This window comes from Lacticaseibacillus boliensis (genome assembly GCF_054784775.1).
In genome coordinates this window covers 199,206-217,876 of record NZ_BAAIHN010000001.1, presented here as the reverse complement: position 1 = coordinate 217,876, position 18,671 = coordinate 199,206, and the positions used below count along the sequence as shown (strand labels likewise).

Genomic DNA, 18,671 nt, shown 5'->3' with positions numbered 1-18,671 from the left:
CTAACAGATCGAGGAGGTCAATATGGTCAAGGTTCTTGTGATCGGTAACGGGGCGCGGGAAAGCGCTCTGGGCCAGGCGTTCTTGCGCGCCAAGGCGGTGGATGAAGTCTTCGTTGCCCCAGGCAACGCCGGGATGCCGCTGTTGGGATTGACGTTGTTGCCGGTGGCGATGACGGATTTTGCCAGCCTGACGGATTTTGCCAAAGCCCATGTCGCGTTGACGTTCGTCGGTCCCGAGGCGCCGTTGGCCGCCGGTATCGTCGATGCTTTCCAGGCGGCAGGGTTGCCGGTGTTTGGCCCCACGCAAAAGCTCGCGCAACTGGAGTCCAGCAAGCAGTTTGCCAAGGCCTTCATGCAACGCCACAACCTGCCAACCGCCAAGGCGCAAGTCACCACCAGCGAACAGGCGGCTTTGGCGGTGCTTTCTGAATTTGGCGCGCCGATCGTGATCAAGGCCGATGGTCTGGCCGCCGGCAAAGGCGTCACCGTCGCAGATACGACAGAAGCCGCAAAAGTGGCGATCCACCAGCTCTACCAAGCCCAACCAGACGCGCCGGTCGTCATCGAAGAATGTCTCACCGGTCAAGAAGCGTCGGTGCTCGCGCTGTTCAACGGCATGAAGCGGGTGGCGTTTCCGCTCGCCCAAGACCACAAGCGGCGCTTTGATGCCGACAAAGGCCCGAACACTGGCGGCATGGGGGCAATCAGCCCGGCGCCGCAGTTCAGCGACACCGAGCGGCAACAAGCCGCCGAGCTGATCGACCAGACGCTGGCCGGCATGGTGGTCGATGGCTTGTATGGTTGCGGGGTGTTGTACATCGGGCTGATGTTCACGCCAGACGGTCCCAAAATCTTGGAATACAATCTGCGCTTCGGCGATCCCGAGACCCAGGTGTTGTTGCCACAGGTGACCAACGATTTTTATGAACTGGTTACCAAACTCCTCGCCGGGCAAGCCTTACCGCTGAAGCTCGACGGGCTGACGTATTGTGGCGTGGTTGCCGCCAATCCCGGATATCCCACGGACACCTCTGCAAACTTGCCGGTCGTGATCCCAGACAGCGCCCAGCGCCAGTACTGGTACCCAGCCGGCGTGGCACAAGGCACCAACGGCCTGCAGTCGCAAGGCGGGCGGATCTTCACCGTCGTCGGGGCAGGCAGCGACCTGGCCGCCGCCAAGAAGCAGGCGTATGCGCGCCTGCAACCGCTGGTCGGCGAGCTCGCTTACCGCCAAGACATCGGGCTGCACGCACTCAGCTGATCGATCAAAAAGGATCCTACCAGATATTGTGGTGGGATCCTTTTTGATATAATCGACATACCGTATCTAGTGAAGGCGTGGTATGATGGAAACATACTTGATTGGAGTGTGGAATATGTCTGAACAATTGCATCTCGATGGCGCCCAACTACAGGCCGCGGCCAAACTGCCGAACAACCCTGCGCCCAAAGAATGGCTCGCCAGCGATTTATCCTTGGATTATGTGGCCAGCTACAAACCCTTCAACTTCGTCGATGGGGAAGGGGTCCGCTGTAGTCTGTATGTCTCCGGGTGTAAATTCAACTGTCCAGGCTGTTACAACAAGGTCGCCCAAAACTTCCATTACGGCACACCGTACACCAAGGAACTGGAAGACCGGATCATCGCCGACCTCGCCCAGCCTTACGTCCAAGGTTTGACGCTGCTGGGCGGGGAGCCTTTCTTGAACACCAACGTTTGCCTGCAACTGGTGCGGCGCGTGCGGCAAGAGTTCGGCCACAGCAAAGACGTCTGGAGCTGGACGGGCTATACCTGGGATGAACTGATGGCAGACTCCCAAGACAAACACGACTTGTTGAACTTGATCGATGTCTTGATCGACGGGCGCTTCTTGGAAGCGCAAAAAGACCTGACGTTGCAATTTCGCGGCAGTGCCAACCAGCGGATCATCGACGTCCAAGCTAGCCTGGCCGCCAATGCGGTCAAGATCTGGCCGAAGCTGGTGCACTAAACGCGACAGACAAAAAAACGTCCATCTGGCCTCGAAGCCAGATGGGCGTTTTAGATTTATCGAGCCCGCGTGTGCGGGGTGAGGGTGCTGCCGCGATCGCCGTAGAAGTCGAGATGCGGGAAGTGGATCGTGACGGTGGTGCCGGCTCCTGGCGTCGACGTGAGGCTGAGTGTGTGGCCGAGACGCTGGGTCAGCTGATCGGCGAGGTATAGGCCTAGCCCGGTGGATTTTTCGTTGGCGTTGCGGCCGTTAGTGCCGGTGAAGCCTTTTTCAAAGACGCGGTGTTGTTCGTCTTGCGCGATCCCGATGCCAGAATCCGTCACGGCAAGTGTGACTTCGTTCTTGGTGGTGGCGATAGTGACGTGGATCTTGCCGCCTTCTGGGGTGTATTTGATCGCATTAGAAAACAGCTGCATCAAGATGAAGCGTAACCACTTGCCGTCGGTGGTCACTGTCGCGTCGCCGTCGATGCCAAATTGCAAGTGCTTGGCGATGAAACTGTTACGGTTGTCGACAACGACTTGTTGAACCAGTGGCACCAGTTCGTGGTCATGTAGCAGGTAGTCTTTGCTGAAGGTCTCAAGCCGCGAGTAGTATAGCACCTGATCGACGTCGTGGTCGACGCGGTCTAGCTGCAGCGCCAGCGCCTGCAGCGGCTGCTCCGGGGCCTGGCCGTCGAGGCTGTCGAGCAGCAGCGTCATCGCCGCCAGCGGCACCTTGGTTTCATGCACCCAGGCGTCGATAAAGGCCTGGTGGTCTTGTTGGTCGGCCGCGAGTTTGGTGAAGGCCTGGCGGTGGGTGCGTCTGGCGGCTTCAGCGGCTTGGATGATGACGGCTTGCGCGTTGGTCGCCGCGTGTGGCAAGGGGGCGTCGTCGCCGGTACAAGCCGCCTGCCACGCGACCAGCCAGCGCTGGTTGCGGCGGTATTGAATGAAGCCGATCACCATGGCAAAAATGGTCACCAAAACGGCGACGTAGATCAGCGTGTCGCCGTGGACGCGGTGGCTGGGATCCAACCACAAGCCACCACACAACAGCAACAGGCCGAGCCAGTAGGCCCCGATCACCAACCGGTGGTCGTGTAAGTATGCGCGCATCCCCATAATCTCACCCCTAGTTGATGATGTAGCCGGCGCCAACACGGGTCTGGATGTAATCCGGCAACCCGGCGTCAGTGATCTTCTTGCGCAGGCGGTTGATGTTGACGGTCAAGGTATTGTCGTCGACAAAACGGGCGTCTTGCCACAGCGCGTTCAACAAATGATCCCGCGACACGACATGCCCATGGGCGCGCATCAGGATCTGCAACAGCTTGTATTCGTTTTTGGACAAGTTGATCGGCTGTTGGTTGACCTCAGCGGCGCCGGTTTGCAGATCCAGCGTCAAGCCGCCGTGTTCGAGCACCTGGCTTTGGCTGTCGGTATAGTTGTAGGTCCGGCGCAACAAGGCGTTGATCTTGGCGACCAGCACCTCCATGGCAAAAGGCTTGTTGACGAAATCGTCGGCGCCGAGGTTCATCGCCATCACCATGTACATGTTGGTGTTGCGGCTGGAGATGAAAATCACCGGGACGTGGCTGACCGCACGGATCTGCTGGACCCAATGATACCCGTCGTACACCGGCAGGTTGATGTCGAGCAACACCAGGTGTGGCTGTTCCGCTTCAAACTGGTCAAACACCTGGTCGAAGTCGGTCACGGTGAGCGGAATCAGTTGCCATTTTTGTAAGGCCTGGGCGATCAAATCAGCGATGGTGTGGTCGTCTTCTACGATCATGATCTTAAACATAGCTTCCTCCATTTTCTATATTGTAACCAACCAGCAGACTGGCGACAAGCCGCGCCCAATGCGCTATGATTGACCTAGACAAGGAGGGGATCGCCATGCGGATGGTGAAAGTGAGCAACCTAACGAAAATTTATGGGCATCGCTTCAACCGGGTGACGGCGCTGAATCAGCTGAGCTTTGGGGTGGATGCCGGTGAATTTATCGGCATCATGGGGCCCAGCGGTGCCGGCAAGTCGACACTGTTGAATATCTTGGCGACGATGGATACGCCGACCAGCGGCGAGGTCTGGATCGATCGCACCGACGTGGCCAACATGTCGCAAAAAGAAAGCGCGGCGTTTCGGCGTAAGCAGCTTGGGTTTATTTTTCAATCGTTTGATTTGCTCAACGACTTAAGCGTCGCAGCCAACATTCGCTTGCCGCTGACCTTCGTGCCGCCGTTGCCGGTCGACCTCGACGCCCGCGTGCAGGCTGTCAGCGACTTGTTAGGGCTGACGCCGCTGCTCAGCCGGTTCCCAGACCAGCTGTCGCTGGGACAAAAACAGCGTGTGGCGGCGGCTCGGGCCATCATCACCCGCCCGCAACTGTTGCTGGCAGACGAGCCCACTGGCAGCCTGGATTCGCTGGCGGCGACAGAATTGCTGCACTACTTAGAAAAAATCAATCTCGAAGCTGACACGACGATCTTGATGGTGACACATGACGCGTTCACCGCCAGTTTCTGCAACCGGATCATTTTCATCTGCGACGGGGCGTATTTTGCCGAGGTCACCCGCCACGGCAGCCGGCAGGAATTTTTCAACAGCATCATCGATATGGAAGCGACGATCAACGGAGGAGGACGAGCCCGTGTGGCAACTAACCCGCGCTGATCTCAAGCGCCATCAAGGCATGCGGCGGGAGCTCATCGGGATCATCGCCTTGTTGGTCGCGATGTTGTATGCCGTCGCCGCATTGATCGAATCGCACGGCTTGATCCGCGGCTTGACCGCGGACGACACGACCACAGGGATCTTGCCGGCGATGCTGGTAGTCGTGTTGGTCGTGATGATGCTGTTCACCGTGGTGTTTTTGGTTTATCTCAACAACCTGTTGTTGGTGCGGCGCGAAGAGGAATTCGGGCTATACCGGCGGCTGGGGATGCCAGCCGGGCGTCTCGGCTTGAGCTTGAGCCTGGAGGTCGCTTATAGCGGCATTGTCGGGCTGGTGCTCGGGCTGGTCGGTGGGATCTTATTGTCCAAATTGTTGGCGATGGTTTTGTTGCGCCTGGTCGATGTTGCCGAGCCTGTCGGGGTCTTGTTCAGTCCGGTGGCAATCGGTGAAGTGACCGGCTTTATCGCGCTGCTGATCGTCTTGTTGGCGGCCTTGCGAAGCTTGGCCGTGCGCGGCAAAAACCTAACGCATTACTGGCAACACCGGCACCAAGCCGCGACGCCGCCGGTTTCGGGCGCATTGGCTTGGATCGGGGCGATCGCCGCGGTGGTGTTGCTCGTCGGCGCCAACGTGGTGATTTTCCAGCTGTTTGCCTGGACCAGCCGCTTTGCACGGTGGTTTGGTGATTTTGTCGGGCTGGGCAGTCTGGGGTTGTTATTGATGATTGCCGAGCTGTTAGGCGTCTATTTGCTATATGCCTGCTTGTTGCCGCTGGTGATTTCAGGGCTGTTGAAACGGCGCTTTGCCCAACTGGCGACGCGGTATCTGCTGCTGACGCATATTGACAATCGTCTGCGCCAAAACACCCAGTCGCTGTGGCTGACTACTTGGCTGACCACCGTGACGCTGGTGATGTTAGGCAGCGCCGCGATGTTATATCAGTTTGGCCAAGCGACGGTCAACCAAAATATTGCCCAGCCGGTGCTGGTGACTTCGGCCGCTCAGCCTCAAGTTGCCAAGCTCTTGGCCAAAGACACCCCGCAAGTCCGCTTGCCCACGAAACTTGCCGCCGGGCGCGTCAAGTTGAAAATGCGCAACGCTGCCGATCAAGAAGAACGCGGGCTGTATCAGGTGATCACGCTGTCTGCGTACGACCGGATCCGCCAGACGCAACCGCAGCTGCCAGCCGTGCACCTGCAAGGACGGCAGGCGGCGTTGCTCACGATTGGCAAGACCTATTATCAAGCGCAGGCGTTTGGCCGCTGGAGCAACATCGGGCGCCAGTTGACGCTGACCGCTCACGGTGAGAAGTTTACGATCGCGCAGCTCAGCAACGCGTTTCCGCTTGGTAGCGCCGGATTTTTCGACCGCGGACTGGTGGTAACCGACGCGGCCTATGCCCGATTGCAGGCGCCCACAGACACCTTGGTGGGTTATTGGCCAAAGAAAAAGCAGCGTCCCGCGATCGACCGCCGCTTAGGGAAGATCGATGTGCAAGAGTACGCTGCCTTGGACAAAAAGACGTTGGCTGGCGTCCAGCCGGTCAGGATCACCACCCACGAGCAGGCGGCCGCGTTGGAGCGTGACGGCGTCAGCCTGAGGAAACCGGCGCTGCACCAAATGCGCGTGGTATTTGGATTCTTGTTGTTTGCGATGATGTTGCTAGGGGCGGTGTTTATGGTTGCCACGGCCAGCATCTTGTTGCTGAAGCAGCTGGCCGCCGCGCAAAACGAGCAAGGCAACCGCCGCATCTTGAGGCGGTTGGGGATGCCGGAAGCGGATCTGGTGCGTGTGCGCGATCGCCAAGTGCTGGCGGTGTTCGGACTACCGCTTGTCGTCGGTGGCATCAACGCCGCCGGGGGCTTGCGCTTGCTTGAGGTCGTGTTAGATTCGCCGGCCAAAGGCAGTGTGGGCATTGCATTTGGTGCTTACGCCATCGTTTACCTCGCGTTTGCGGTGCTGACCGCCAGCCACAGCGACCGCACTTAACGGTCGACCTTGGGCTTGACCACTTGGTAGAAGGCTTCGTGGTAGCCGGCGCCGGCCGCGGCTCGCTGGGCGAATTCTTCGAGCGTGACAAAGGCCGGCGTCTTTCTCGCGGCGCCTTCTGCGGTGGTGGTTTGCCACTGCGTCAGTAGCACCTCCGCAGCATTTTTGCCGGTGGTGCGCATGACGCCGGCATACTGGTTGTTGGTGATGGTCGCCTGGTTTTCAACGATCCGCTTGGCGGCGTCGACAAACACCGGGCCGTCTTCTGGCGTGAGGTGGAAATACCGCAGCTGTACAAAGCCGCTGCGTTGCAACTCACCGCTGGCGGTCAGCACCTGCAAACGCTGTGGCATGGCGAATTTCTGACGCCCGCTGGCATCGAGAAGTGCAAAATTGCCGCCGGTCAGCGGCCGCAGCAACAGCAACGGGTGCTTGGCACGGGTTTGATAAGCCTTGAGAAAATCCAATGATCCAAATATCATTTGCATATCAGTTGACATAATTGTTCCTCCTGTTTAAGTATACCGCGACATCGCGGTGGAAAGGTGTTTATACAATGAAACTCACGATTCTTGGTTATTATGGCGGTTATCCCGATCACGGCGTCGGCACGAGCAGCTACCTCGTGGAAAGCGGGGATTTTCACCTGCTGATGGATGCCGGTAGCGGGGCGCTCTTGGCGTTGCAACAGGTGTTTGACCCGTTGCAGCTCGACGCCGTGTTACTGACGCATTACCACCACGACCACGTGGCTGATTTTGGCGTGTTGCAATATTACTACCAGCTGCACTCCGGCGCCAAAAAGCACCAGCCGTTGCCGGTATACGGGCACACCAAAGACCCGCTGAATTTTGCCGCGCTGACGTTTGGCGATTTCACCCGAGGCGTCGGCTACACCGCGGACTCGACGATCACAATGGGGCCGTTGACGCTGACCTTCTTGGAGACGCAGCATCCGGTGCCGGCGTTTGCGGTGCGGATCGTGGAAAACACGACCGGCAAGGTGCTGGTGAACACCAGCGATACGCGCGCGTTTGCCGGGCTGGCGCCGTTTGCCAAAGACGCCGATGTGCTGCTGGCAGATACCAACTTCTTAGCCGACAAACCCGCGCCGCGCTGGCATCTGACGGCGCCAGAAGCCGGACAGCTCGCCCAAGCCGCCGGTGTCGGCCGGTTGGTGTTGACACATCTGCCGCAAGAAGTTGACCTGCAGACGCTCCTGCACCAGGCCCAAGCGGCGGCGGGAGCAGTGCCGGTGAGCCTCGCTTCTGAAAATAAAGTTATAGAAATATAATTATTATGAAATTGCTTTCAGTAGATTGAAGTGTAAATATTGTAAAGCAGTTATTTTTACCTGGAAAGTCTTGATTTATCGGGGATTTTCCCCGCTAAAATTGATTATGCCGTTACGTATTTTTTACAAGTATTCACGATTGGGAAGAAAACTTTTCTGAAAGTGATTGTTTATCGTGCTGTCACTCCTTTATAATAATAAGAGTAGAAGCCGCTTTCAACTTTTAAAGGAGTGAGATACATGGTGGTAACCTTGTACACATCTGGAAGTTGCACCTCGAGTCGCAAGGCCCGCAACTGGCTGTTGGCCAATCATATCGATTTTGTTGAACGTAACCTCGACGCAGACAGCTTGTCACGCGACGAGATCCGCCAACTGTTCCGGCTGACCGAGCGTGGAACCGAAGAATTGCTTTCTGTGCGTTCGCGTGCATACCTCAAGTTAGGCATCCAAGTCGATGAGCTGACGACCGAACAGCTGATTTCGCTGATCATCAACGAACCAAAATTGTTGCGCCGGCCGATCATCATGGACGGGCGCCGCATGCAGGTCGGATTTCACGAAGATGAGATCCGCCGCTTCCTGCCACGGGACGTGCGTGCGATCGCGTTGCAACAAGCGCAGCTGTTGGCGGGATTCTGATTGGAGGTGGGCGCCATCGTTATGCGACCAGCTTCCGACTAAAAGGGACGTGGAATTAATCACGTCCCTTTTAGATTGCAAACCGAAATCGATTGGGGTAGAATGCTCTAATGGAATGAACTCTGGTATAATAGAGTCCATCGACAAGTAATCGTCGTCAGAAGTGAGGTGCAGCAATCATGGAAATGGAACGCATCAATGATAACACCATTCGTGTCTTGTTGGGCAACGATGATCTTGCGCAACGCGGGATCACAGTCTTGGACCTGTTAGGCAACCACCAACAGATCGAAAGCTTCTTCTACAGCATTTTAGATGAAGTGGATAAGGACCATAGCTTTGCTACGAATGATGCCGTCACCTTCCAGGTCATGCCAAGTCAGTCTGGACTTGAGCTGTTGATCAGTAAAAATGTGGGTGAAGATCTCGATGATGCTGATGACAGCGATGATACGCAACCGAATGTGCCCGAATTTATTCGTCGGCAGCTGATGGCGACTGACACGGATCCTGAAGAGGCAGTCGATGAAGGCGGCTTTATCGACAACAACGGCGCGGTATCACACGAAGCAGTGTTGAAGCTGGCCAGCTTTGAAGATCTGATCTCGATGGCCAAGACCCTGCGGTTAGAAGGGGCGTCGAGTGACTTGTATCACTATCAAGACGCCTATTATCTGGTGCTGACATTCTACAGCAACCAGGTTTCTGATCAAGAGATCCAAGACCAATTGGCGGTGGCACTGGAATACGCCGAGCGTAGTTCAGTTTCAAGCGCCAAGCTGTCCGAATACGGGCAGACGGTTATGGCTACCAGCGCGTTGGAAACGGCCCGCTACTATTTCAAATAAGCTTGCCGGTTAACGGCGACAACCAAGTGTCTCTGGACGCGATCGCATCTGCGGTCGCGCTCAGAGACGCTTTTTTTGCGTCACGATGCGTGAAATCTGACACACATTCTGTGATCCAACGGCTGGCAAAGGCCTGCGGTCGATTTATTTTTACCTAATTGTCATGTTAGCTGCCAATATTCCTTTATTTTTATATTTATCGGCCTATGATAAGCACCATCAACACAACGAATAAGCCGTTGATGTTAACTAACATCACACATAGTGTGGAAGGGGTCTTTATGATGTCGAAATCGATCTTTGCAACTTTATCCTTCGACGCCCAGCGCCAACATCTAACCAAAATTGCGCGCCGGGCCGTGGTGCGTTGGGGCTATCCCGACGACAGTGAGATCAAGTTGTTGAATTACACCGAAAATGGCACCTTCTTGATCACGGCCAAAGGCTATAAACCCATGATCATGCGCGTTCATCGCCTGGATTACACGACCCGCGCATCGATTCGTTCCGAGTTAGATTGGCTGGCGTACTTGCGCGAACATACCGATGTCAAAGTCGAAACCCCCATTCCGGCACCTGACGGCAATCCGATCCAGGCTTTCGACACCCCCGAGATGGGTGAACGCCGCTTTGTCGTCTGTTTCGATTATGTCCCCGGACGCGCGCCGGTCGACTCCGCCGACGGCAACGCTTCAGTTGGCAATGTGATTTCGGCTTTGAACGTTGTCCCTAAGACGATCACATTGCCGCTGTTTCGAGTCGCCGCGCGGGTACAACTGGTGGTAAGCCGCTGGAAGGTCAGCAAGATGACCGCTGCAGACCACCAGTTGTACCGCGTGATCGGCAAAACGATGGCGACCATGCATCAAACCGCGCAACACTGGCGGCGCCCGGCGTATTTCGAGCGCATGCAATGGGATCTGGCGGGAACCATTGGCGCCGGCAACAACTTCTATGGCACCGACTATCACGCCCCGGATTGGCTGTCACCGCGCGCGTTGCATCAAATCGATGACGCGGTAGCGCTGATCCAAGAACACGTGACCGCATACGGGCAAAGCGCCCAACACTACGGCATGATCCATTCCGATCTGCGTGCGGCAAACTTGTTGGTCGACGGCAAGCAGCTGACGGTTTTGGATTTTGACGACAGTGGCTTGGGCTATTACATGTATGATATCGCCAGCACTGTGGCGTTGATGGAACATCGCGGCGACTTGGCGGAGGTGGTGCATGAATTGCTGAGCGGCTACCAAAGCGTCCGCGAGTTGAGTGAACAAGACAAGCAGATGGTGTGGACGTTCATCATGTTGCGGCGGATCGGGATGTTGCAAAGCCTGCTCAGTCGCATGGGGCACGTCATGCCAGGTAGCGGCGAGTCGCAAGAATTGACCCCGGAAGTCTTGGCATTTTACGCACAAGGCACGGCCGGCTTGGCCAAGCGGTATTGCCGCGAACACGCGATGCCGGCAACGCAGATCTTACATCAGGAGGTACGGACGCGATGACAACAGCACATGAGATCTATGACGAAGCAGACAAACTCTGGAACCCAGGCCGGGTGGCGACTATCCGCCAGCTTGGCGGCGAGCTGGTGATGGGCGCGCGCGGCGGGTCGTATTTTGAAGACCTCGACGGCCACCGGTTCATCAACATGCATTCTAACGGCGGCGTGTTCAACCTCGGGCACAAGAACCCTGAGGTACGCGAAGCCCTACAGCACGGGGCCGATCTGGTCGACGCGGGGAATCATTATTTTCCCTCTGAATATAAGAATCAGCTGAACGAAAAGTTGCTGGCGGCTTCTCCTGACAGCATGCATTATGTTTTCACCTTGAACGGCGGCGGCGAAGCGATCGACGCGGCGATCAAATTCGCTCGTTTTGCCACCAAAAAGCGGCGGATCATCAGCTTGGATATCGCCTTCCACGGGTCGACTGGCCTGGCGATGGCCGCCGGCAATCCTAGCATCGCTAACTTCTTCAACATGCCGCCGGACCCTGCGTGGAACACCCACATCCCATATAACGATCTGGAGGCGTTGAACCAGGCACTTGCTGGCGGGGATGTGGCTGCGGTGTTGATCGAATCGATCCCGGCGACCGCAGGCTTTCCGATGCCGATCAAAGACTACCATCGTCGCGTTGAAGCCCTCGCACATGAACACGGCGCGCTGTATATCGCCGACGAAGTCCAAACAGGGATGCAGCGCTCCGGGGCCATGTGGGCGTGTTGCAAGTTCGAGGCGACGCCTGACATGATCGTGTGCGGCAAAGGGCTGTCCGGTGGCTATTACCCAATGTCGGCCGTCATCATGAACGATCAAGCGGCATCTTGGATGCAACAAGACGGGTTTGCCTACACCAGTTCTTTCAACGGCACCGAGCTGGGTTGTATCGTGGCCAGCAAGGTCTTAGATATCTTGGCGCGGCCGGAAACGTTGGCCAACCGAGATATGTTGACGGATGTTTTTGCCAAGGGCTTGGCTGAGGTGCAACGCCACCACGCGGATTTCCTGATCGAAGTGCGCCAGTGTGGCGTGATCATGGGGCTCAAGACGGCACATCCACTCGGCGGGCAGGCACTGATGCAGGCAATGTTGCATCACGGCGTGTGGTGCATGATGGCCGACTTCGATCAATCAGTTCTGCAATTCAAACCCAACTTGTTGATGACCAAAGCGACCGCCTTGGATGTGTTGGACCGTCTGGACGCGGCACTGACCGAAGCCCACGACCTGGTCCTGAAGGCCACGGCGGTGCACTAGCGAGGGGGCGTGGCGATGCAAGAAGTCAAACGCACATTAAAATATTTCTGTTGTGCCAGTTCAGCGGCGGTCGTCGAGATGGGTAGTTTTACCGTTTTTACTCAGCTGACGACCATGGCCTATGCACCGCGTTACTTGATCGCGTTGGTGTTGTCGGTGGTGTGGAATTTCACGCTGAATCGCCATTTTACCTTCCACTCAAACGGCAATATCCCGGTCGCGATGCTCAAAGTCGCCGCATATTATGCCGTGTTCACGCCGTTATCCGCGTGGTTCGGGGATTGGGCGACGGCCAGTGGCGTCAACGATTACGTGGCGACATTGATCAACCTGGCGGCCAACGGCATCACCGAGTTCTTATATCAACGTTTCTTCGTCTTCGGTGCAACGCTCGATCGCACCGTGCGTGCCCATCACGGATAGGGAGGTGAGGCCGATCAAACCATATCGTAATACCTCCATTGCGCACCATCAGTCCTTTGTGGCTGATGGTTTTTTGCATGGAAAAAGACTTGCAGATTTGCAAGCCTTTTGGTTTGAATCAATCGATGGTTTGGAGCTTGCCGCGGAAGTCGCTGAGCTTGGTGTAGCCTTTTTGACTCATCACGTCTTTAAGCTCTGCACTCAGGCGGGTGAATACTGACACGCCTTCTTCTTGAAGCACCGTGCCCAGTTGCACCATGTCTGCACCACACAGAATCAGATCGTAGACGTCGCGACCGGTGTTGACGCCGCCGGTCCCGATGATTGCGATGTCGTCGCGCAGACGTTGGCGGAAGGCGCGGACGTTGGCCAAGGCGATCGGCTTGGCATAGGCGCCACCGACGCCACCGAAGCCGCCTTTGGGCCGGATGACCGTCGTGTCGGTATCAGGGTCGATCATCAACCCGTTGCCCAGGCTGTTGATCGAGTTGATGAAGCTCAGCGGGTAGCGATTCAACAACGCTGCCATTTGATCGAATTGTGCGAGGTCGAAGAACGGTGGCAACTTGACGCCGGCCGGTTTCTTGAAGACCTTGAACAAGTTGTCCAAAATGGTGGCGGTGGTTTCCAGATCATAAGCGATCTGCGGCTTGCCAGGGACGTTAGGGCAGCTGAGGTTGAATTCGGTCAGCCCGGTGAAATCACTTGCTTGGATCTTTTCCGCTAACAAGACGTAATCGTCGGGCCCCATGCCGGCGACCGACATGAAGATGGGCTGATCCGGATGGGTCTGCTGAAACTGCGAAACGTAATCGAGGTAATAATCGATGCCTTTGTTCGGCAACCCCATCGAATTGATGCTGCCGAGGGTGAGGGCCTGATAGCGCGGTTCGGGATTCCCAACGCGGGCTTGCGGGGTGCCGGACTTGGTGATCAAGGTTCCTGCGTGACTGGCGGCGATCTCGTCAAGTTCTGCGGCGGTCATGCAATGGACCCCGCTGGCATTCATTAAGACGTTGCTGAAGTGAAAATCTTGGATTTGTGAGGCTAAACTCGTCAACTGCGCCACTCCTTTTAGTCGGTCTTGGGTCATCGATCCCGATGATCGATGCGAACCCTGCGGACTATTAAACCATATTTCACGGCAGCTGACCAGAGGTGAACGGTAAAATGACGCACAAAAAATGCCGATACGAATATTTCGTTCGGCATATGGTTTAATTTGCATTCGCGGCTTTACGGGCATGATCTTGATGTTTAACCAGTTTCGCCAATTCGCTGGCCTTGCGCCGGATCTCGGCAGGTGGCGCCTGCGGCAAGGTGAAGTGGGTGACCATGCGGTGCGGATCAAAATCCGGGGTGACGCTGACCAGTGAGTAGAAGACGTCTTCTTCTTTAGCCTTGGGCAGGGTGGTCAACGTGTACGCGGTCAGCGCTGCTTCGCCTTTAGGCAGATGGCTCAAAAAGTCAGATAACACCCGATAGGAGTAATAGACTGCTTCTTCATAAGTTGTCCCCACAGCTGAGGCTTGCGGGATATTGACGAAGTTGATCATATAACCATGGTCCGTCTTTTCGTTGCGCGCGGCAAAATAATAATGTCGGTTACTTGTTGCCATGTGTGATCACTCCCATCTGCGTGCCAGGTTTGGCATAGTGTCACGCAGTTTTCTCTATACAATTATAACATGGTTAAAATTATGAGCAAGTAAATGAGAAAATTTTAATATTATCAGGAATGCATCGGATTTCTCGTGAAAATAGACTTGCAATCTTTTGGGGGGCTTGCTATACTAATTTCTGTTGTTGCGGTTGTAGTTTAGTGGTAAAACTCCAGCTTCCCAAGCTGGCGTCGCGAGTTCGATTCTCGTCAACCGCTGCAGGACTGGTGCGAGGCTCGCACCAGTTTTTTGTATCAAGCAATACGTTCGATGATGCGGAAGATTCCGTTTGCTGGTCTTCAGTGAGGTCACGGTGGTGTGAGTGACTGGCCGAAGCGGAGGCGCGCCGCGGAGAACGAAGTGGATATTTTAAGTGGGCAATGCCAATTAGAGTGGTACCGCGGGGAAACTCGTCTCTTTCGTTATATTCGAAGAGACGAGTTTTTTTGTGGCTTAAAAATAGGAGGATTCTCATGGATTTCAAGCAACAGGTGGCGGCAACATTGAATGCCGCGTTGGCACCAGACTTAGACGAAGCGCAGATCATGGCGCTGTTAGAAACACCCAAGACGTCGGATCTGGGCGACTATGCGTTCCCGACGTTCACCCTGGCGAAGCTGTATCATAAAGCCCCTAAGATGATCGCCGCCGACCTCGTCGAGAAGCTTGACGACACCCCTTATGAAAAAGTGGCCGCAGTCGGCGGTTATGTCAACTTCTTCTTAGATAAGGTCAGCTTCGCTCATGAAACTTTGACGGCCATCGCTCAAGACCCAGCACACTACGGCGACCAGCAGCTCGCCCATGGCAACGTGCCGATCGACATGTCCAGCCCTAATATCGCCAAGCCGATGAGCATGGGGCATCTTCGCTCGACGGTGATCGGAAACGCCTTGGCAAATATCTTGACGAAGATCGGTTATTCGCCGATCAAGATCAACCACCTCGGCGACTGGGGCACCCAGTTTGGGAAGCTGATCGTCGCTTATCGCAAGTGGGGATCTGAAGCCGACGTCCGCAAAGACCCGATCCACTACCTCGTCCAATATTACGTGCGTTTCCACGAAGAAGCAGAAACCGATCCTTCATTAGATGAACAAGCCCGCGCGGTTTTCAAGCAGCTCGAAGACGGCGACCAGGAAGTCTACAAGCTGTGGTCTTGGTTCCGTACCGAATCGCTGAAGGAATTCAACCGCATCTATGACATGCTGGGCGTGACCTTCGATTCTTACAACGGTGAAGCGTTCTACAACGACAAGATGGACGGCGTGGTCAACGAACTGGAAGCCAAGCACCTGCTTCAAGAAAGCCAAGGCGCAGAAATCGTCGACCTCACCAAGTACGACCTCAACCCGGCCTTGATCAAAAAGTCCGATGGCGCGACGCTGTACATGACCCGCGATCTCGCAGCGGCTTTCTATCGCCACAACGAATACGACTTCGTGCAGTCACTGTACGTCGTTGGTAACGAACAGCGCGAACATTTCGACCAGCTCAAGGCCGTCATCAAGGAAATGGGCTACGACTGGGCGGATGATATCCATCACATCCCGTTTGGCCTGATCACCTCAGGCGGCAAGAAGCTGTCGACACGTAAAGGCAACATCATTTTGCTGGAACGCGTCTTGAACGACGCTATCGACCTGGCCAAGCAACAGATCGCTGAAAAGCATCCCGACCTGGCCAACGCTGACAAGGTCGCTCATGATGTCGGTGTCGGCGCGGTGATTTTCCATGATCTGAAAAACGAACGGCTCGATTCCTTCGACTTCAACCTCGAAGAAGTCGTTCGCTTCGAAGGCGAAACCGGTCCGTATGTCCAATACACCAACGCTCGGGCCAACAGCATCTTGCGCAAGACAGACGTTCAGCCAGCCGCTGAAGTCGCGCTGACAGACACCAACGCCTGGGATGTACTCAAGGCGCTGGCCGACTATCCGCGGATCATCGCGCGTGCGGCTGTGACTTACGAACCATCGGTGGTTGCCAAGTACGCATTGCGCCTGGCCAAGGCGTTCAACAAGTATTACGCCAACACCAAGGTCCTCGTCGAAGACGCAGAACTGCCGGCACGCCTGGCTTTGGTCAAGGCCACCAGCACTGTGCTGACCTCAGCGCTTGCTTTGTTAGGGGTCAACGCACCTGCCGAAATGTAATTCCTGAACCGTTGTCTGAGGACAGCGGTTTTTTTGTGTCATGAAACTTAAAGTTCGTGGCATTCCTAAGCCGCCCATCTTCGGCCAATCTATTTCAGATCTGGTCGGGCCGACATGAGATCAGCGAATACAACGACACTCAGGTGCTCACATTGTGGCACTCTTCTTGAAAAAAAAATAAAACCGTGGTCAGCAGACAGTGGTTTTATTTTTGGCATAAATATGCTATTCTGTGAATAGATATTCACGATGAGGTGAGTTTATGAATAAAGCCGAGCGCCAAAACACGTTAGCCCGAATTATTAATCAAAAGGTGATCAGCACGCAAGACGAGCTGCTGTCCGAACTAAAACACGCCGGGATTGAGGCCACGCAAGCGACGATTTCCCGCGATATCCGTGAATTGCGCATCGTCAAGGCCCAAGACGCCAGTGGCAGGTTGCGCTACACCATTTTCCGTGGCGATTCCGAGTCGCAATTGGAGCGTCTGGGCAACTCGATTCGCGAAGTGGGCCTGTCGATCACGCGCGTGCAGTTCATGAACGTGATCAAGACGCTACCTAGTAACGGTAATCTGTTGGCGGCAATCATCGACGATATCAAGTTCGCCCAAGTCGTTGGGACACTGGCGGGGCACGACACCATCGTCGTCATTTCCCCAGACGTCGACAGCGCCATCTGGTTCAACCAACAATACGATCGCGCCTTCAGCGATTAACCTAAAACAGCGGGTCGGCATTTGCCGATCCGCTGTTTTGCATTGACGTTTTACGGCAGCGTAAGTCTTCTTTGGGATGTGTTGGGGATAGTGGTTAGGTCCGGACGGGGTGCACTCCAGACGGATATGGCTGGAACGGTGCGCGGCGCTCGGGAGCTAACTCTACGCTACGCTACGAGTGGATCTCCCTCGACGCCGTTGTTGTAGGCGGTAAACCGCCAATAACAATGTCGCGCCTGAGCCATATCTGTCTTCCGCGCACCCCGTCCTTACATTTGCGTTCTGAACATTCAAAGTGGCGATTTCCAAGGTGGTGGAAGTTTGATAGCAACTAGTGATACTAGTAGTGAATGATCTATTCATAATAGAATGAATCGGCTTGCTTGTCCGTTACACCAGACTATCCTGATACGCAAAATCCAGGGTGTGGGCGAAAGTGACGGAAGCAGGTCAATCTGACGTGGTGAGGTTGCTGTTAGCGACTTGTCGCTTACAGCAAGGCGCAGGTGGAGATCCACTTCGTCGCAGACGAAGTTAACTCCGCCGAGCACCCTCTCCACGACAGATTGAAGCCTGCTGGAGTCACTTTCACCCGCACCCGACCGCGATTGGTCTACAGCCAACTACACACTCACGCTGCCGGACAGCGTGAATCGGTGCTAGAAAGGCGCTGGCGCGGTGACGGTGTGGAAGTGGGTGCTGAGAGGGGCTTGCCAAGTCAAGGTAGTGGCATGCAGCATCAGGCGGCTGGCTGGGTTTTCTGGGGCGTATAGTGGATCGCCTAAGATGGGGTGGCCGATGCTTGCAAGGTGGACGCGCAGCTGGTGGGTGCGGCCGGTGGCTAAGGTCAACCAGACGCGATCGCCGTCTGCATCGTGGTGCAGGCGGCGATAATGCGTGCTGGCGGCATCGCCGTCTGCGCGCACCATGCGTTTGCGCTTGTCTTCTGGATCGCGGCCGATCAGTGTTGTAATGGTGCCGCTGGTGGCGATGCCTGGCGCAACCAAAGCAGTGTAGGCGCGCGCCATGGTTTTGGTCGCCAGCTGTTGGTTGATGATGGCTTGGGTGAGCGGGTCTTTGGCGATCAGCGTCAGGCCGCTGGTGGCCATGTCGAGCCGGTGGGTGATGTAAGCCGGTTGCGGCGCGAGATAAGCGGCCACGGCGTTCATCAGCGTGCCGGCTTCGCCGGGTTGATTGGGATGCGGCTTCATGCCAGCGGGCTTGTTGACGACCAGCACCTGGTCGTCTTCGTAGACGATGGCAAGCGGGGTGTCTTCCAAGGCGTAGTTGGTGGGGTCTGCGGCCTGCAGGTGGATGGTGATAGTTTCGCCTCGAGTGACCGGTTCGTTGCCATGGCGGTAGGTGCCATTGACCAAAACGGCTTGGTGTTGCCGCAGCCAAAAGCGGTAGCGCTTGGGCACATGCCAGGCGGCCAGCTGGGCGGTGACGCTGACATATGGGGACAAAACTTGAGCGTGAAGCGTAAATTCGGGCATGAGACGGATTCCTTTTCGTTGAAAT

General features: G+C 55.8%; 18 protein-coding genes and 1 tRNA gene. 13 read left to right on the top strand and 6 right to left on the bottom strand.

Annotated features, from left to right (window positions below; genetic code table 11):
- Window positions 1-22 precede the first annotated feature (22 nt).
- Both purD and nrdG read left to right on the top strand, forming a co-directional pair.
- Window positions 23-1,261 (top strand): phosphoribosylamine--glycine ligase, encoded by a 1,239-nt coding sequence (purD, locus tag ACYVRB_RS01025; protein ID WP_461212989.1) that lies wholly within the window; start codon window positions 23-25, stop codon window positions 1,259-1,261.
- 115 nt (window positions 1,262-1,376) lie between these two features.
- Window positions 1,377-1,991 carry an anaerobic ribonucleoside-triphosphate reductase activating protein gene (gene nrdG, locus ACYVRB_RS01020; RefSeq protein ID WP_461212988.1) on the top strand — a complete coding sequence of 205 codons (615 nt, stop codon included), beginning with the start codon at window positions 1,377-1,379 and terminating at the stop codon, window positions 1,989-1,991.
- 56 nt (window positions 1,992-2,047) lie between these two features.
- Here nrdG and ACYVRB_RS01015 read toward each other — a convergent pair whose 3' ends face one another.
- Window positions 2,048-3,094 carry a sensor histidine kinase gene (locus ACYVRB_RS01015; RefSeq protein ID WP_461212986.1) on the bottom strand — a complete coding sequence of 349 codons (1,047 nt, stop codon included), beginning with the start codon at window positions 3,092-3,094 and terminating at the stop codon, window positions 2,048-2,050.
- Between the two features lie 10 nt (window positions 3,095-3,104).
- Window positions 3,105-3,779: a response regulator transcription factor gene (locus tag ACYVRB_RS01010; RefSeq protein WP_461212985.1), complete on the bottom strand. Its 675-nt coding sequence runs from the start codon at window positions 3,777-3,779 to the stop codon at window positions 3,105-3,107.
- A 95-nt stretch (window positions 3,780-3,874) separates the two neighbouring features.
- Here ACYVRB_RS01010 and ACYVRB_RS01005 point away from each other — a divergent pair, with 95 nt between their 5' ends.
- Both ACYVRB_RS01005 and ACYVRB_RS01000 read left to right on the top strand, forming a co-directional pair.
- On the top strand, window positions 3,875-4,651 hold the full coding sequence (locus ACYVRB_RS01005) for an ABC transporter ATP-binding protein (protein ID WP_461212983.1): 777 nt from the start codon (window positions 3,875-3,877) through the stop codon (window positions 4,649-4,651).
- On the top strand, window positions 4,629-6,641 hold the full coding sequence (locus ACYVRB_RS01000; protein WP_461212982.1) for an FtsX-like permease family protein: 2,013 nt from the start codon (window positions 4,629-4,631) through the stop codon (window positions 6,639-6,641). The genes ACYVRB_RS01005 and ACYVRB_RS01000 overlap by 23 nt, the downstream gene beginning before the upstream one ends.
- On the opposite strand, the gene ACYVRB_RS00995 is transcribed toward ACYVRB_RS01000, so the two are convergent.
- Window positions 6,638-7,141, bottom strand: a complete 504-nt coding sequence (locus ACYVRB_RS00995) for a hypothetical protein (RefSeq protein WP_461212981.1) — start codon at window positions 7,139-7,141, stop codon at window positions 6,638-6,640. The two genes, ACYVRB_RS01000 and ACYVRB_RS00995, sit on opposite strands and share 4 nt — an antisense overlap.
- 56 nt (window positions 7,142-7,197) lie before the next feature.
- Here ACYVRB_RS00995 and ACYVRB_RS00990 point away from each other — a divergent pair, with 56 nt between their 5' ends.
- From ACYVRB_RS00990 to ACYVRB_RS00965, 6 genes are all read left to right on the top strand, one after another.
- Window positions 7,198-7,935 (top strand): MBL fold metallo-hydrolase, encoded by a 738-nt coding sequence (locus ACYVRB_RS00990; protein ID WP_461212980.1) that lies wholly within the window; start codon window positions 7,198-7,200, stop codon window positions 7,933-7,935.
- Between the two features lie 243 nt (window positions 7,936-8,178).
- Window positions 8,179-8,577: a transcriptional regulator Spx gene (gene spx, locus ACYVRB_RS00985; RefSeq protein WP_461213031.1), complete on the top strand. Its 399-nt coding sequence runs from the start codon at window positions 8,179-8,181 to the stop codon at window positions 8,575-8,577.
- A gap of 179 nt (window positions 8,578-8,756) precedes the next feature.
- Entirely contained in the window at window positions 8,757-9,425 is a 669-nt protein-coding gene (locus tag ACYVRB_RS00980) for an adaptor protein MecA (protein WP_461212979.1), read from the top strand.
- Window positions 9,426-9,709: 284 nt separating this feature from the next.
- The gene (locus ACYVRB_RS00975) at window positions 9,710-10,933 is read left to right on the top strand and encodes a phosphotransferase enzyme family protein (RefSeq protein ID WP_461212978.1); all 1,224 of its coding nucleotides are present in this window, start codon (window positions 9,710-9,712) and stop codon (window positions 10,931-10,933) included.
- The gene (locus ACYVRB_RS00970) at window positions 10,930-12,192 is read left to right on the top strand and encodes a class-III pyridoxal-phosphate-dependent aminotransferase (RefSeq protein ID WP_461212976.1); all 1,263 of its coding nucleotides are present in this window, start codon (window positions 10,930-10,932) and stop codon (window positions 12,190-12,192) included. Before ACYVRB_RS00975 ends, ACYVRB_RS00970 begins: the two co-directional genes overlap by 4 nt.
- A gap of 15 nt (window positions 12,193-12,207) precedes the next feature.
- Complete coding sequence (locus ACYVRB_RS00965; protein WP_461212975.1) at window positions 12,208-12,615, top strand: GtrA family protein; 408 nt, start codon at window positions 12,208-12,210, stop codon at window positions 12,613-12,615.
- 118 nt (window positions 12,616-12,733) lie between these two features.
- Here the strand turns inward: ACYVRB_RS00965 and ACYVRB_RS00960 are convergent, their stop codons facing one another.
- A complete protein-coding gene (locus tag ACYVRB_RS00960) occupies window positions 12,734-13,675 on the bottom strand; it encodes a dihydroorotate oxidase (RefSeq protein WP_461212973.1) in 942 nt (313 codons plus the stop codon).
- A gap of 157 nt (window positions 13,676-13,832) precedes the next feature.
- Window positions 13,833-14,234: a hypothetical protein gene (locus tag ACYVRB_RS00955; RefSeq protein WP_461212972.1), complete on the bottom strand. Its 402-nt coding sequence runs from the start codon at window positions 14,232-14,234 to the stop codon at window positions 13,833-13,835.
- A gap of 189 nt (window positions 14,235-14,423) precedes the next feature.
- Between ACYVRB_RS00955 and ACYVRB_RS00950 the strand changes: the two genes are divergently transcribed.
- From ACYVRB_RS00950 to ACYVRB_RS00940, 3 genes are all read left to right on the top strand, one after another.
- Window positions 14,424-14,494 (top strand) — tRNA-Gly (locus tag ACYVRB_RS00950).
- Between the two features lie 255 nt (window positions 14,495-14,749).
- Entirely contained in the window at window positions 14,750-16,432 is a 1,683-nt protein-coding gene (gene argS / locus ACYVRB_RS00945) for an arginine--tRNA ligase (RefSeq protein ID WP_461212971.1), read from the top strand.
- Between the two features lie 262 nt (window positions 16,433-16,694).
- Window positions 16,695-17,150 carry an arginine repressor gene (locus ACYVRB_RS00940; protein WP_461212970.1) on the top strand — a complete coding sequence of 152 codons (456 nt, stop codon included), beginning with the start codon at window positions 16,695-16,697 and terminating at the stop codon, window positions 17,148-17,150.
- Between the two features lie 659 nt (window positions 17,151-17,809).
- Here ACYVRB_RS00940 and ACYVRB_RS00935 read toward each other — a convergent pair.
- The gene (locus tag ACYVRB_RS00935; RefSeq protein WP_461212969.1) at window positions 17,810-18,646 is read right to left on the bottom strand and encodes an RluA family pseudouridine synthase; all 837 of its coding nucleotides are present in this window, start codon (window positions 18,644-18,646) and stop codon (window positions 17,810-17,812) included.
- Between the last annotated feature and the right edge of the window lie 25 nt (window positions 18,647-18,671).

Excerpts from the sequence above, each read along its gene's own strand:
- ACYVRB_RS01015 (WP_461212986.1), bottom strand. The coding sequence starts at position 3,094 with ATGGGGATGCGCGCATACTTACACGACCACCGGTTGGTGATCGGGGCC.
- ACYVRB_RS00975 (WP_461212978.1), top strand. The coding sequence starts at position 9,710 with ATGTCGAAATCGATCTTTGCAACTTTATCCTTCGACGCCCAGCGCCAA.
- ACYVRB_RS00970 (WP_461212976.1), top strand. The coding sequence starts at position 10,930 with ATGACAACAGCACATGAGATCTATGACGAAGCAGACAAACTCTGGAAC.
- nrdG (WP_461212988.1), top strand. The coding sequence starts at position 1,377 with ATGTCTGAACAATTGCATCTCGATGGCGCCCAACTACAGGCCGCGGCC.
- ACYVRB_RS00980 (WP_461212979.1), top strand. The coding sequence starts at position 8,757 with ATGGAAATGGAACGCATCAATGATAACACCATTCGTGTCTTGTTGGGC.
- ACYVRB_RS00995 (WP_461212981.1), bottom strand. The coding sequence starts at position 7,141 with ATGTCAACTGATATGCAAATGATATTTGGATCATTGGATTTTCTCAAG.
- purD (WP_461212989.1), top strand. The coding sequence starts at position 23 with ATGGTCAAGGTTCTTGTGATCGGTAACGGGGCGCGGGAAAGCGCTCTG.
- ACYVRB_RS00990 (WP_461212980.1), top strand. The coding sequence starts at position 7,198 with ATGAAACTCACGATTCTTGGTTATTATGGCGGTTATCCCGATCACGGC.
- ACYVRB_RS01010 (WP_461212985.1), bottom strand. The coding sequence starts at position 3,779 with ATGTTTAAGATCATGATCGTAGAAGACGACCACACCATCGCTGATTTG.
- ACYVRB_RS00935 (WP_461212969.1), bottom strand. The coding sequence starts at position 18,646 with ATGCCCGAATTTACGCTTCACGCTCAAGTTTTGTCCCCATATGTCAGC.
- ACYVRB_RS00940 (WP_461212970.1), top strand. The coding sequence starts at position 16,695 with ATGAATAAAGCCGAGCGCCAAAACACGTTAGCCCGAATTATTAATCAA.
- ACYVRB_RS00955 (WP_461212972.1), bottom strand. The coding sequence starts at position 14,234 with ATGGCAACAAGTAACCGACATTATTATTTTGCCGCGCGCAACGAAAAG.
- argS (WP_461212971.1), top strand. The coding sequence starts at position 14,750 with ATGGATTTCAAGCAACAGGTGGCGGCAACATTGAATGCCGCGTTGGCA.
- ACYVRB_RS00965 (WP_461212975.1), top strand. The coding sequence starts at position 12,208 with ATGCAAGAAGTCAAACGCACATTAAAATATTTCTGTTGTGCCAGTTCA.
- ACYVRB_RS01005 (WP_461212983.1), top strand. The coding sequence starts at position 3,875 with ATGCGGATGGTGAAAGTGAGCAACCTAACGAAAATTTATGGGCATCGC.